Consider the following 13,287-nt stretch of genomic DNA (forward strand, 5'->3'; position numbering starts at 1 on the left):
TCAGTGGTCCAGTGGTCCGCGGACGTAGCCGTCCTGCTGAGCGCGGCGGTAGAGCTCGACCTTCGTGTTCGCCCGGCGTCCGGCATCGACGTATTTCCGTCGGATCCGGTTCAGGTGGTCCTGGACCGTGGGATCCTTCAGCCCTGTGGCCCGGGCCACGGAATCCGCCGTCATTCCGCTCGCGTAGAGGACGAGAATCTCCTGCTGCCGCTCGGTGAGATCGATCGCCTCAGCGAGTGGATCCGAGTCGATCAGCGACGCCCAGTCGCTGGTGGCGTACGTGTTCCCGGCTGCGGCTGTCCTGATCGCGCCGATGAGCTCGGACACGTCCACGGACTTCTGCACCATGCCGTTGACATCGGCCAACAACGCCCGACGCATGTAGAAGGGGCTCTCCATCGCGGAGAACACCAGGACCTTGAGACCGAGTTCCCGAAGGCGGGTGACGTTCACGTACGGGTCCGAGTCGTCCCCCAGCCGGAGATCCAGGAGGGCGAGGTCCACCTTCGGCGCCCCGGGCCCGTCGAGGAACTCCGCGAGAGTGTCGACGTCGGAGAATCCGCCGACGAGGTTGCACACCTCCGACCCCTCCAGCACGCTCCGGATACCCACAAGTGCGACATCGTGGTCATCGACTGCGACGACATTGATAGACATGCGAAACAACAGTAGTTGATTCGCTGCAGAAAATTACCGTTATACCGACGGGTACCCCCGCACGGGTATTTCCCGGTCCACGGCCCACGGAAGGTCCACAGACGCGCGGACACGGCGAAACCCCTCCCCCACCCGTGATTCCCGGGAAGAGAGAGGGGTTCAGGTGCGGTTCCGGCGAACCGGGACCGGCTGGCGGATCGTCAGCGTGCGGCCTCGATCTGGACCGCCTGAGCGACACCGGAGATCGTCGCGGCGATCTTGACCGCCTCGAAGACCTGCTCCTTGGTCAGTCCCTCACCGCGGACGGTCTTGTCGTGTGCCATGGTGCAGTCCGGGCAGCCGTTGATCGTGGAGACCGCCAGGGACCACAGCTCGAAATCGACCTTGTCGACACCGGGCTTGCCGATGATGTTCATCCGCAGGCCCATCTTGACCTGGGCGTAGTCGTCGCCGAGGAAGTCCTTGGCGCGGTAGGCGACGTTGTTCATCGCCATGATGGACGCCGCACCGAGTGCAGCCTCCACAGCCTCATCCGAGAGGTGGCCCGAGGCTTCCTCGGAGATCTCGGAGAAGACGGTGTCGTTGCGGGTGGCCGCGGCGCAGGCGAGGAAGGTGCCCCAGAGCTGCTGCTCGCTGAGCTCGGTGCTGCGGGCGAGGCTGCTCAGGTTGAGCTTCAGGTCCTTGGCGTACTCGGGGAGTCCGGACTTCAGGTTGTCGATCGACATTTACTTGAGTTCCTCCTTCAGGACATCCATCTTGTCGATGTTCTTCGTGGGATCGTTCTTCTGCCAGTTGCAGGCGCAGACCTCTTCGGACTGGAGTGCGTCGAGGACGCGGAGGACCTCGTCGACGTTACGGCCGACGGCGTCCGGGGTGACCGAGACGAACTGGATGATGCCGTCGGGATCGACGATGAAGGTCGCGCGGTCGGCGACACCGTCGGCGTTCTCGACACCGAGTGCACGCATCAGGTCGTGGCGGATGTCGGCGAACATGGGGAACGGAACGGTCTTCAGCTCGGGGTGGGTCGCACGCCAGTTGAAGTGGGAGAACTCGTTGTCGCCGGAACCACCGAGGATCTGGGTGTCGCGGTCCTGGAACTCTTCGTCCAGCTTGCCGAAGGCGGCGATCTCGGTGGGGCAGACGAAGGTGAAGTCCTTCGGGTAGAAGAAGAACACCTTCCACTTGCCCTCGTAGGAGTCGTTGGTGACGGTCTCGAAGTAATCCTCGGGCTGGTTGGCCTTCACGTCGTGGAGCGAGCCGCCCTTGAGCGCGGTGAGCGAGAACTCCGGGAACCTGTCGCCGATGGTGAGCAGTGCCATGTTGTGCCTCCTGATGGTGATCGTCGTGCAGATTGTCTGTTCTTTCGTCGTGTCCGGACCGCGACCTCGCGGCGCCGCCGTCGGACACTTCCGAGTATGCCTACAACCGACGGTGACGTCAAAAGGTTTAACTTTAGGGTGTGTTATATAGTAATAGGCATGAGCAATAAAGAGTATCGTCCGACACTCGCCCAGCTGCGCACCTTCGTCACCATCGCCGAGAACCGCCACTTCGGGACGGCTGCAGCGAAGCTGTCCATCTCCCAGCCGAGTCTGTCCCAGGCGCTGGTGGCCCTCGAAACCGGTCTGGGGGTGCAGCTGATCGAACGCTCCACCAGACGCGTCATCGTCACTCCCACCGGCGAGGAGCTGCTCCCCTCGGCCAAGGCGACACTCGACGCCGCCGAGACGTTCCTCGCCATGGCCCGCGGCGCCTGCGGGAGCCTCACCGGACCTCTGGCTCTGGGCATGATCCCGACCGTCGCCCCGTACATCCTGCCGACCATGCTCCACCGGACGGCCTCGGACCTTCCGGATCTGCAACCGTGCATCATCGAGGACCAGACCAGACACCTGCTGGAGCAGCTCCGTGACGGCCAGATCGACTGCGCCGTCGTGGCGCTGCCCGTGTCCGGCACGGGACTGACCACCATGCCCCTCTACGAGGAGGAGTTCGCGATCGTCGTGCCGGACACCTCGCCGATGGCCGGTCGGGAGGATGTCACCCTCTCGGAGCTCAAGCAGCTCAACCTCCTGCTCCTCGACGACGGACACTGCCTGCGGGACCAGATCATCGACCTCTGCCAGAGCCAGGACTTCACCCCCGCCCCCTCCGGCCCCGGGAAAGCGACGACCCGTGCCGCGAGCCTGGCGACGGTGATGCAGTGCGTGGCCGGTGGACTGGGCACCACGCTGGTTCCGGTCAGTGCGATCCCCTCCGAGTGCGACCGCCCGGGCCTCGCCGTCGCGCGTTTCGCCCCGGGCGTCGACGCACAACGGACCATAGGACTCGCCTACCGCGCCTCATCGGCACGTCGGGAGGAGTTCCAGCAGCTCGGCGAACTCATCCGCGCCGCGTTCGCCGAGACCGTGTCCGGACTCAACGGCACCTCACTCCCCCGATCGACGGACGTCGACTGAAGGACGGCCCCACGGCGACGGCGCCCGCAGCCCCCAACCCGGTTAAGATGAACGCCTAGTGATGACACAGACTGACTCCAGCCCCCACTCCGCTCCCCCGTCGAAGAAGGACCTCACCGACAGGCTCGACGGCGTGACGATCGCCGACGAACGGGCTCTCCGTCGACGGCTCCGCAAGGCACGCTCCCCCAAGACGCTGACGGCCATCGCGCGCGACATCGACACCGCCCGGGTGAAACTGGCGACCCGTGAAGCCGCGGTTCCCGCGGTCACCTTCCCGGAGCAGCTTCCGGTCACCGCGCGGCGCGGGGACATCGCGGAAGCCATCAGGGACAATCAGGTCGTCATCATCGCCGGGGAGACGGGGTCCGGCAAGACCACCCAGATCCCGAAGATCTGCCTCGAGCTGGGGCGCGGCCGTCGTGGACTCATCGGACACACGCAGCCACGACGACTGGCCGCGCGGACCGTGGCGGAGCGGATCGCCGACGAACTCGGCCAACGCGTCGGTGAGTCCGTCGGCTACGCCATCCGTTTCGACGACCGCGTCTCGGCATCGACGTCGGTCAAGCTCATGACGGACGGCATACTCCTCGCCGAGATGCAGCGGGACCGGGATCTCAACGCCTACGACACGATCATCATCGACGAGGCCCACGAACGCAGCCTCAACATCGACTTCCTTCTCGGATACCTGAAACAGCTGCTCCCCCGACGTCCGGATCTCAAGGTGATCGTCACCTCCGCGACGATCGACCCCGAGGCCTTCGCGGAGCACTTCCACGACGCCGACGGGAACCCGGCCCCGATCATCGAGGTGTCGGGTCGCACCTTCCCCGTCGAGATCCGGTACCGGCCCCTCGAACTCGAGGCGGACGGCAAGGCCGTCGACCGGGATCCGCTCGACGGCCTCCTCGAGGCCATCGAGGAGCTCATGGCCATCGGCCCCGGTGACATCCTCTGCTTCTTCGCCGGGGAGAGTGACATCCGGGACGCGATGGAGGCCATCGAGGGGCGACGGTGGCGGGGTGTGGAGGTCACCCCACTGTTCGGCCGGCTCTCCAACGCCGAACAGCACCGGGTTTTCTCGAGCCACCGGGGCCGCAGGATCGTCCTCGCCACCAACATCGCCGAGACTTCACTGACCGTCCCCGGTATCCACTATGTCGTCGACACCGGGTTGGCCCGGATATCGCGGTACTCCGTCCGGACCAAGGTCCAGCGCCTTCCCATCGAACCGATCTCGCAGGCCTCAGCCAACCAACGGTCCGGCCGTTGTGGACGAGTCGCCGACGGCGTCGCCATCCGTCTCTACCCGGAGGACGACTTCACCACCCGGCCGGAATTCACGGATCCGGAGATACTCCGGACGAACCTGGCGAGCGTCATCCTGCAGATGGCATCCCTCCGACTCGGGGACATCACCGAGTTCCCGTTCATCCAGGCACCCGACGACAGATCGGTCCGCGACGGGCTTCTCCTGCTCCACGAACTCGGGGCGCTGGCCGAGGGCGAGGACAACAGCGCGCCCGAGCTCACTCCGGTGGGCCGGCAACTCGCCCGCATCCCGGTCGATCCACGCATGGCCCGAATGCTCGTCGAGGCGGAGAAGCTCGGCTGCCTGCACGAGGTCGTCGTCATCGTCGCGGCACTCACGATCCAGGACGTCCGGGAACGACCTCTCGACCATCAGGCGCAGGCGGATCAGGCGCACGCCCGGTTCAAGGACACCACCTCGGACTTCCTCGGATATCTCAAGCTCTGGGGGTACCTCCACGACACCCGTGACGAGATGAGCGGAAACGCGTTCCGGAAACGGATGAAGAAGGAGTTCCTCCACTACGTCCGGATCCGTGAATGGTTCGATCTGGTCAGGCAGCTGCGGGGTGTGGCGAAACAGCTCGGGTGGTCGGCGAGCGAAGACGTGGCGACGAAAACCGATCCCCGTTCCGTTCATACCGCGTTGCTCTCCGGTCTCCTCTCACACATCGGGATGAAGATCGGTGATTCCCGGGAGTTCCAGGGTGCCCGCGGGACAAAGTTCATGGTGTTCCCCGGTTCCGCACTCGCCAAGAAACCGCCGCAGTTCGTCATGGCCGCGGAGCTCGTCGAGACCTCGCGACTATGGGCCCGGGATGTGGCGAGCATCGAACCCGAGGCGGTCGAGCGGATCGCGCCGCACCTTCTGCGTCACTCCTATTCGGAACCGTTCTGGTCGGCCAAGAGGACGGCGGCGATGGTCCACCAGAAGTCGACGCTCTACGGGGTCACCATCATCGCGGACCGGACCGTGCCGTACCACCGGGTTGATCCGACCGCCGCCAGGGACCTGTTCATCCGGCACGCGCTCATCGAAGGTGACTGGACGACCCACCACAGTTTCTTCCACGAGAATCGAGCGATGCTCGAGGATGCCGCGGGGCTCGAGGACAAGGCACGTCGCCGCGACATCGTCGTCGACGAGGACACACTCTTCGATTTCTACGATGCCCGCCTTCCGGAGACCGTTACCACCGGCCGGACCTTCGATTCCTGGTGGAAGAAGACGCGCCGGAGCGACCCCGAACTCCTCAACTTCGATCCCGACGCCCTCATCAACGAGGGGAAGCACGGCATCGACGAGGAGGCGTTCCCGGACCTCTGGCGGCAGGGCAGTCTGGATTACTCGCTGACGTACCACTTCGAGCCCGGCGCCGATGACGACGGGGTCACCGTCCGGATCCCGATTCCCCTGCTCGCGGGTGTGTCCGACGAGGGATTCGACTGGCTGGTCCCCGGGTTGCGTCAGGAGCTGGTGACCGAGCTCATCCGGACCCTCCCGAAGGCACTCCGCCGATCGGTGGTACCGGCCCCGGATTTCGCAGTACGCGCACTTCCGCTGCTACGCCCCTATTCCGGAACGCTCTGCGGTCAACTCGCCGACGCACTGCGCAGTCTCGGCGGAACCGGTATCAATGACACGGATTTCCGGCCGAGGAATCTTCCCGACCACCTCCGGATCAGCTTCGCGGCCGTGGACAAGCGCGGAGCGGTGGTCGACCGCGACCGGAACCTGGGTGCGCTGAAGAAGCGCAACATCGAACAGATCAACGCCTCCGTCAACCGTGCCAGCGGAGGGCTCCAGCGGGCGGCGGCGAAGAAGTGGGACAAGGAGAAGATCGGGGACATCGAGACGGAGGTTCTGACCCGGGTCGACGGACAGGAGGTCACGGCGTATCCCGCGCTGGTGGCGACGCCGGAAGGCGTCGCCGTACGGGTCATGCCGACGAAACAGTCGGCCGACTCCTCGATGCTGACCGCGACACTCACCCTTCTCATGCGCGAGATCGAGGTCCCGACGAAGCAGATGCTGAATGGTCTCCCCCTCAAGCAACGGGTCGCGGTCGAGAACTACCCGCACGGCGGCGGCGAGGGTCTGGTCGATGACGCCCGGATCGCCGCGATACGGGACGCTCTCATCGAGGCCGGGGGTCCGGTACGCACTCCGGAGGCCTTCCGCGAGCTCGTCGCCCGGATCAAACCGGAGGTGCCTCGGCGGGTACGCCGGACGGTGACCGCGCTGGCACCCGGCCTCGTGGACTACCACCGCGTGGCGGATGAACTGTCCCGATGGACCGGCGATGCCATCGAGGACATGCGCGGACAGCTGGAGTTCCTGCTTCCGGAGCACGCCGTCTCGGTCCACGGCGTCAACCACCTCAGGCACCTCCCGCGGTATCTTGAGGCAATGGTGATCCGGCTGGATTCCATGGAACATGATCCGGACAGGGACGCGGACAACCAGGAAACGGTTCAGGCCGCGCGGGACTACCTCGAGGACAAGCTGCGTAAGCTGCCCGCGGGTCGTTCGAAGACCGGAGAGGTCAAGGAGATCCGGTGGATGGTCGAGGAGCTCCGCGTGAGCCTCTTCGCGCAGCGTCTGGGGACACCCCGGCCCGTGAGCCTGAAACGGATTCAGAAAGCGGTCGACGCACTCCGGTGAACCCGGGCCCGGCCATGGTTGCTACGGTTCGCGGGAACGGCGTCGCATGAGGCGTATCTCCGACTCGAAGTCGGCCGCTGATTCGAAGGACTTGTAGACGGAGGCGAAGCGCAGGTAGGCGACCTCATCGAGTTCCCGCAGCGGTTTCAGAATTGCCAGACCGATCGTGTTCGCGGGCACCTGCGAGCTTCCGTGCTGGCGGACGGTCTCCTCGACCTGCTGTGCGAGCCGCTTGAGCGCGTCATCCGAGACATCCCTGCCTTGACAGGCACGCCGGACTCCGGTGATGACCTTCTCCCGACTGAAGGGCTCGGAGACGCCATTGCGTTTGACCACCATCAGCACGGCCTTCTCCACCGTCGTGAAGCGTCCGTGGCAGCTACTGCACTCCCTCCGGCGCCGCACCGCCGAGCCACCGTCGACGGTACGGGAGTCGATCACCCTGGAGGTTGACTGGTGGCAGAAGGGACAGTGCACGGATTCATCCTCGTCTGGTCGGGCGGTCCGCGTGCGGACCGCGGGGAATCCATCCTAATCGGGTGGGAGTTCACCGGGGAACCCCGCCCGGGCTACCGAGACAGGGCCACCGAACTCATCGTGTGGTTCACCCCCTGGCCGACAGGCGCGTCGTCTGAGGGCGCGGCGATGAAGAAACCGGCGAACAATGCGCCACCGATGAGTGCCCCGGCGATGTACGTGCGCAGTGCCGCGCCGCGGCGTGCGTGGCGACCGGTGGCCCAGTCGGAATCCTCGACATGAGCATGACCGGAGCCGGGAGGAATTGGCCCGGGTGTTCTACACACCGACCCCATCTTTCGAACACCGGTGCCGCCCACCGGTGACACGGGTCGACAGTGACCGTTCCAGACCGATGCCGCGGGAACAACCGCGGCACGAGGCCGGAAGTTATCCTGAAGTGCGGATACGTTGTTGTTCGTGATCGTCATGTTCTGTTCCTTCGTCATGTGGATGGAGACTACCTCGGTCACCGGACCCCTCGAACACGTTTATCGTCCACATGTTCGAATCCGTCTGTATGTTCGATTTATAACACCCTGTCGGGACATTGTCCAGAGTGCGGCTGAAATCTTCGAACACCCGTGTTAGGATCGAACAAGAATATGTGTGGTGGAGTGCTTCATCCACGCCTCTGCACCCGATTTTTCGAACGCCGGCAGTCCCCATCCGAACGACAGTCGCACCACGGACAACACGTATCCGACGATCATCCGACGACCACACGGCCCAGCCGCACCGCCCAGAACAAACGACGACGAAACTCAGGAGATCCCGATGGCGACCGCGAACAAGCACGACCCTTCCGAACTGTCCCCGAGACAACGCCGGATCCTGGAGGTCATCCGGGATGCGGTTGTCCTCCGGGGCTATCCACCGAGCATCAGGGAGATCGGCGACGCCGCCGGCCTCCAGTCCACCTCCTCGGTGGCCTACCAGTTGAAGGAACTGGAGAAGAAGGGATTCCTTCGCCGGGACCCGAACAAGCCCCGTGCGGTGGACGTCAGGAACATGCCGGAGCCGGCACCTCGTCGGGGGAAGAAGCCCGCACAGCCGGATGAGGCCGATCAGGCACAGACGAGCATGATCCCGGCGCTGGGGGCGATCGCCGCGGGCAGTCCGATTCTCGCCGAACAGAACGTCCAGGAGTACTACGCGCTCCCGACGGAGTTCGTCGGGGACGGCGAGTTGTTCATGCTGGAGGTCGTGGGCGAATCGATGCGCGATGCCGCGATCCTCGACGGGGACTGGGTCATCATCAGGAGTCAACCGGTCGCCGAGCAGGGCGAGTTCGTCGCGGCGATGATCGACGGCGAAGCCACCGTCAAAGAGTTCCACCGCGATTCATCCGGAGTCTGGCTGCTTCCCCGCAATGACGCTTTCTCCCCGATCAACGGAGACAACGCCGAGATCATGGGCAAGGTCGTCTCCGTGATCCGCAAGCTCTGATGCCGCCACCGCGGCCACACACCCCGGCATCCACACACTATCGGGGGGTGACTGTCTGTTTCTCAGGTAACGCCCGTCCGAACACCGGATCCGGCAGTGAAACCCCACAAATAGCCTTTGCCCAGCACTTATCTGCGTGATGCCGTCACAATCCGCCGGACGGTGACCCGTGGTACGCCTGTGGATTTGTGGTTTTGGTCTCCTCCGGGCGCCCCTTTCCGCCCGTTTGTTTCGCTTTTGTGGGACACTGGAACAGTTAACTGGAAAAGCAGGCCGAGGCACCGGCGGTCGATGATCCTTCCCCTGCGTCACATTGAGGCAACCACGGTTCCCCTGCGACGCACGGTTCATCAAGCCGTTGTTTCCGGAGGTGGACCGTTGTCCCCGCCACGACTGGTTCCTGCCGTGTACCGAGGAGGACCCATGTACGCAGAGGAACGCCGCAGGCAGATCGCGTCACTGACCGCAGTGGAGGGCCGTGTCAATGTCACCGAACTCGCCGAGCGTTTTGAGGTGACCGCCGAGACCATCCGGCGTGATCTTGCGGTACTCGACAGCGAGGGTACCGTCCACAGGGTTCACGGTGGTGCGGTCGCCAGCCAGAACTTCCAGACAGCGGAGCTCGCGGTCGACGTCAGGGCGAAGAGCGCTTCATCGGCCAAATCCGCGATCGCCCGCGCGGCGGTCGACTATCTTCCGGATCCGCAGGGCGGAATGTTCCTGGACGCCGGCACGACCCTCGCTGCACTGGCCGATCTCATTGCCGCGCATCCGACGGGTCCCCGCTGGTCCATCGTGACGAACTGCCTGCCCATCGCCCTCAAGATGGCCTCGGCGGGGCTGGACGAGGTACAGCTGCTGGGCGGCTCCGTCCGATCCATCACGCAGGCGGTCGTGGGCGACACGGCACTGCGGACCCTGGCCCTCATGCGGGCGGACGTAGCGTTCATCGGAACCAACGCCCTGACCCTCGATCACGGATTGTCCACCGCGGACAGTCAGGAAGCCGCCGTCAAGCGGTCGATGATCATCAACGCGCGGAAGGTCATCGTACTGTGCGACGCCACCAAGATGGGCTGCGACTACATGGTTAGCTTCGCCAGTGTCGACGACATCGATGTCGTGATCACCGACTCCGCGGCACCCCAATCCTTCGTCGATGCCCTCCGCGAGCGCAACATAGAGGTCGTGATAGCCCAATGATCCTCACGGTGACCCCGACCCCGGTACTCGAACGGTCCGGATCGATCGACACCCCGCTAACCGGTGGGACCGTTCTCCGTCTGGGACAGGTCGACACCTTCCCGGCGGGGTGCGGGGTCACGGTGTCCCGACTCGCGTACCTCGCGGGGAACAGGACACACGCCATTTTTCCGGCGCCCGAGATCAGCCAGTACCTCCGCATGATCGGTCTCCTGGGACTCCCGCACGACTACGTACCCGTCGCCGGACCGATCCAGACGAGGTTCCTCGTCACGGACAGCACCGGCGAGTCCACGCAGTTCCTCGATCCCCCGATGCCACTGGACCCGGTTCAACTCGCACAGCTCCGCGATCTGGCCGTCACGAAAGCCGAGGACGCGACCTGGGTCGTGCTGGGAGGTCCGCTGCCCGATGTCGCTCCCAACGGTTGGTACGTCGAGGTCATCAGGGCGCTCTCCCTCTACCATCCGGATGTCAGGGTCGCGGTCGCAACCTCCGGTGGCCCTCTGCGCGCGGTGGTCCGGCAGCTTTCCGCGATCACCCCGACCCTGCTGGCACTCACCACCGCTGACATCGCCGAGCTCCTCCCCGACACCGACGCAGCAACTCTCGAGTCTGACCTCAGGTCCGGCGACGCGTCATCGACCGCACCCGCCGTCCGCAACCTGCTGGGGGCGGGGGTTTCCGAGGTCCTCGTCAGCTGCCCACCGGATACCGCTGCGATCTTCAGCGCGGAATCGGGCGTCGTCGCCCGGTCGTCATCGGGTTCGGGATCGGGGCCAGACCGGTTCAGGGATGTTCTCCTCGCCGGACACCTCATGGGTGACGGTTCCGGAAGTCGGCAGGAACGGTTGTCCGGTTCCCTCGCCTACGCAACCGCCGATGCCCCGCTCCGCGACGGCGCACTACCCACCCCGGATCTGGTCCATCCCGAAGCCGTGACCTGCACCGGTCTGCGATACTGACCCGTCCCCGTCGGAGCCCGTGGAAACACAGGGGGCGGGGCCCGGAACCTTCTTTGGTTCCGGGCCCCGCCTTCTCAAGTGGTGGGGTCAACCTACGCCTGGGGCAGTGGGATGATCTCCCGGACCGCCTCCCGGGCGGCGATGGCACCCTCCGCGTCGAGCGCTGCTTCCGCGGCACGGACACAGGTGGCGAGATCGACCTCGGCCAGCTGCGCCCCGACCGCGGCCAACGCCGTCGATGCCGCGGAGAGCGAGTTCACGCCGAGACCCGTCAGCACGCAGGCGAGCAGCGGGTCAGCGGCCGCCTCACCGCAGACACCGACAGGGGTATCGGTCTTCCGGCCCTGCTCACAGGTCATCTTGATGAGGCGGAGCACCGCGGGCTGCCACGGATCGGTGAGGTAGGCGAGCTGCGGCGACATCCGGTCCGCCGCCATGGCGTACTGGGTGAGGTCGTTGGTCCCGATCGAGACGAAGTCGAGGTGCGGCATGATCTTGTCGGCCATGAGGGCCGCGGCGGGAACCTCGATCATCGCACCGGCGGTGAGACCGCGTTCGGCGCAGAGCCCCGCGAACCACTTGGCTTCCCGTGCTGTGGCGACCATGGGCGCCATGACCCAGGTGGGAGAGTCTTCTCCACGACCCAGGTCCTCGGCGGCCTTCGCGATCGCGTCGAGCTGCCTGATCAGCAGACCCTCGTTGGCCCGGGCGATGCGCAGTCCGCGCACACCGAGGGCCGGGTTCATCTCATCGGCGAGAGTGGCGAACGCGACCGGCTTGTCCGATCCGGCGTCCAGGGAGCGGACGACGACCTTGGAGTCCGGGAACGCCTCCAGAACCTTGGTGTAGACCTTCGCCTGCTCCTCGACGGAGGGCTCCGAGGTCGCGGACAGGAAGCACATCTCGGTACGGAACAGGCCGATTCCCTCGGCTTCCGTCTCCGCAGCGGTCGCAGCGGCCTTGCCGTCCTGGACGTTGGCGAGCAGCTGGACCCGGTGTCCGTCACTCGTCTGCGCCGGGCCACGCCAGAGCGCCACCTTCTCGGCGAGAGCCTTGGATTCGGATACCTGACGCTCCGCGTCCTCGGGATCTGCACCGATCTCGATGCTCCCCTCACTCCCGTCGACCAGGACCATCTCGCCGGCGGGGATCTTGTTGACTTCGGCGCCGACGGCGACGATGCAGGGAACATTCAGCTGACGGGCGATGATGGCCGTGTGGCTCGTCGGTCCACCGAGTTCGGTGACGAGAGCCGTGAACTGGGTGGTGTCCAACGCAGCCGTGTCAGCGGGGGAAAGGTCGTCCGCGAACAGCACGACCTCGCCGTCGACCTCGGGAAGTCCGGGTTCGTCCTCACCGCGGATCTCGGCGATTGTCCGGTCCCGGATGTCCCTCAGGTCGGTGACACGCTCTGCCATGATCCCGCCGGCGGCCTCGAACATCGAGATGAACTTCGTCGTTGCGGCGACCACAGCGTAGTCCGCGGGGTGCCCGGCGGCGGTGTTCTTCTTCACGGCCTTGCGCCAGCCGCGGTCGCGGACCAGACCAGCCGTCGCGTTGAGCACCTCACTCGCGGCCCCGACCGCTCTTTCGCCCCGCGAGGAGAGCCGTTCGGCCACGGTGTCGGCGGCGGCCACGAAACGCTCGTACTCGGCGTCGCGCTGGGCCTCGTCGACCTGTGCCCCGGCCTGCGGGAGCTTCGGTCGCGGCTTGATCCACACAGCCTTGGCGTAGCGGATTCCCGGTACGACAGCGGTTCCGTGAAGTACGGAACCCCTGGTGTCCTGCGTCACATTTTCCATAATTCAGTCCCTGCCCTCACTATCGCTTCAGTGGTTCCGAAGATACCACCCGCAATCAGTCACCGCTTTGGGTTCCCACATTTCCCACACGGGAACGGGGAAACTCGGACAGAAACAAAACTTCGAGGGGTGGATGGTAAGGATCACTCGAGGTCCACACTCCCCTCTCCCACCCACCGTCACCTGCGCCCGCCCCGGCCGTCACCCTCGGAGCATGCCGTGACCGGGGGCACGACGGACTGAACCCCACC

The 13,287-nt window shown here is 65.4% G+C and carries 11 protein-coding genes; 5 read left to right on the forward strand and 6 right to left on the reverse strand.

Going from position 1 to position 13,287, the window contains the following annotated elements:
- The 3 genes from JIM95_RS01410 to JIM95_RS01420 all read right to left on the reverse strand — a co-directional run bounded on the left by JIM95_RS01410 (position 1) and on the right by JIM95_RS01420 (position 1,979).
- On the reverse strand, positions 1–657 hold the full coding sequence (locus JIM95_RS01410) for a response regulator transcription factor (RefSeq protein WP_200257233.1): 657 nt from the start codon (positions 655–657) through the stop codon (positions 1–3).
- 200 nt (positions 658–857) lie between these two features.
- Entirely contained in the window at positions 858–1,382 is a 525-nt protein-coding gene (gene ahpD, locus JIM95_RS01415; RefSeq protein WP_200257231.1) for an alkylhydroperoxidase, AhpD family, read from the reverse strand.
- Complete coding sequence (locus tag JIM95_RS01420; RefSeq protein ID WP_200257223.1) at positions 1,383–1,979, reverse strand: peroxiredoxin; 597 nt, start codon at positions 1,977–1,979, stop codon at positions 1,383–1,385.
- A gap of 159 nt (positions 1,980–2,138) precedes the next feature.
- On the opposite strand from JIM95_RS01420, the gene JIM95_RS01425 reads away from it, so the two are divergent.
- Together JIM95_RS01425 and hrpA are read left to right on the forward strand one after the other, a co-directional pair.
- Positions 2,139–3,119, forward strand: coding sequence for a hydrogen peroxide-inducible genes activator (locus tag JIM95_RS01425; protein WP_200257222.1), 981 nt, complete (start codon positions 2,139–2,141; stop codon positions 3,117–3,119).
- A 61-nt stretch (positions 3,120–3,180) separates the two neighbouring features.
- Positions 3,181–7,101: an ATP-dependent RNA helicase HrpA gene (gene hrpA / locus JIM95_RS01430; RefSeq protein ID WP_200257221.1), complete on the forward strand. Its 3,921-nt coding sequence runs from the start codon at positions 3,181–3,183 to the stop codon at positions 7,099–7,101.
- A 21-nt stretch (positions 7,102–7,122) separates the two neighbouring features.
- Here hrpA and nrdR read toward each other — a convergent pair whose 3' ends face one another.
- Positions 7,123–7,578: a transcriptional regulator NrdR gene (gene nrdR, locus JIM95_RS01435; RefSeq protein ID WP_200257217.1), complete on the reverse strand. Its 456-nt coding sequence runs from the start codon at positions 7,576–7,578 to the stop codon at positions 7,123–7,125.
- Between the two features lie 92 nt (positions 7,579–7,670).
- Complete coding sequence (locus tag JIM95_RS01440; protein ID WP_200257215.1) at positions 7,671–7,904, reverse strand: hypothetical protein; 234 nt, start codon at positions 7,902–7,904, stop codon at positions 7,671–7,673.
- Positions 7,905–8,394: 490 nt separating this feature from the next.
- Here JIM95_RS01440 and lexA point away from each other — a divergent pair, with 490 nt between their 5' ends.
- The 3 genes from lexA to JIM95_RS01455 all read left to right on the forward strand — a co-directional run bounded on the left by lexA (position 8,395) and on the right by JIM95_RS01455 (position 11,234).
- Positions 8,395–9,066, forward strand: coding sequence for a transcriptional repressor LexA (gene lexA, locus JIM95_RS01445; protein ID WP_200257213.1), 672 nt, complete (start codon positions 8,395–8,397; stop codon positions 9,064–9,066).
- 423 nt (positions 9,067–9,489) lie between these two features.
- A complete protein-coding gene (locus tag JIM95_RS01450; RefSeq protein ID WP_200257211.1) occupies positions 9,490–10,269 on the forward strand; it encodes a DeoR/GlpR family DNA-binding transcription regulator in 780 nt (259 codons plus the stop codon).
- Positions 10,266–11,234 carry a carbohydrate kinase family protein gene (locus JIM95_RS01455; RefSeq protein WP_200257210.1) on the forward strand — a complete coding sequence of 323 codons (969 nt, stop codon included), beginning with the start codon at positions 10,266–10,268 and terminating at the stop codon, positions 11,232–11,234. Before JIM95_RS01450 ends, JIM95_RS01455 begins: the two co-directional genes overlap by 4 nt.
- A 92-nt stretch (positions 11,235–11,326) precedes the next feature.
- On the opposite strand, the gene ptsP is transcribed toward JIM95_RS01455, so the two are convergent.
- Positions 11,327–13,036, reverse strand: a complete 1,710-nt coding sequence (ptsP, locus tag JIM95_RS01460) for a phosphoenolpyruvate--protein phosphotransferase (RefSeq protein WP_200257209.1) — start codon at positions 13,034–13,036, stop codon at positions 11,327–11,329.
- Positions 13,037–13,287 lie beyond the last annotated feature (251 nt).

It is taken from the genome of Corynebacterium antarcticum, from assembly GCF_016595285.2.
In the GTDB taxonomy this organism is placed as follows: domain Bacteria; phylum Actinomycetota; class Actinomycetes; order Mycobacteriales; family Mycobacteriaceae; genus Corynebacterium; species Corynebacterium antarcticum.

What these genes read in the sequence shown, in the direction of transcription:
- JIM95_RS01425 (WP_200257222.1), top strand. Translation starts at nt 2,139, where the DNA reads ATGAGCAATAAAGAGTATCGTCCGACACTCGCCCAGCTGCGCACCTTC.
- ptsP (WP_200257209.1), bottom strand. Translation starts at nt 13,036, where the DNA reads ATGGAAAATGTGACGCAGGACACCAGGGGTTCCGTACTTCACGGAACC.
- JIM95_RS01450 (WP_200257211.1), top strand. Translation starts at nt 9,490, where the DNA reads ATGTACGCAGAGGAACGCCGCAGGCAGATCGCGTCACTGACCGCAGTG.
- JIM95_RS01420 (WP_200257223.1), bottom strand. Translation starts at nt 1,979, where the DNA reads ATGGCACTGCTCACCATCGGCGACAGGTTCCCGGAGTTCTCGCTCACC.
- JIM95_RS01455 (WP_200257210.1), top strand. Translation starts at nt 10,266, where the DNA reads ATGATCCTCACGGTGACCCCGACCCCGGTACTCGAACGGTCCGGATCG.
- ahpD (WP_200257231.1), bottom strand. Translation starts at nt 1,382, where the DNA reads ATGTCGATCGACAACCTGAAGTCCGGACTCCCCGAGTACGCCAAGGAC.
- hrpA (WP_200257221.1), top strand. Translation starts at nt 3,181, where the DNA reads ATGACACAGACTGACTCCAGCCCCCACTCCGCTCCCCCGTCGAAGAAG.
- JIM95_RS01410 (WP_200257233.1), bottom strand. Translation starts at nt 657, where the DNA reads ATGTCTATCAATGTCGTCGCAGTCGATGACCACGATGTCGCACTTGTG.
- lexA (WP_200257213.1), top strand. Translation starts at nt 8,395, where the DNA reads ATGGCGACCGCGAACAAGCACGACCCTTCCGAACTGTCCCCGAGACAA.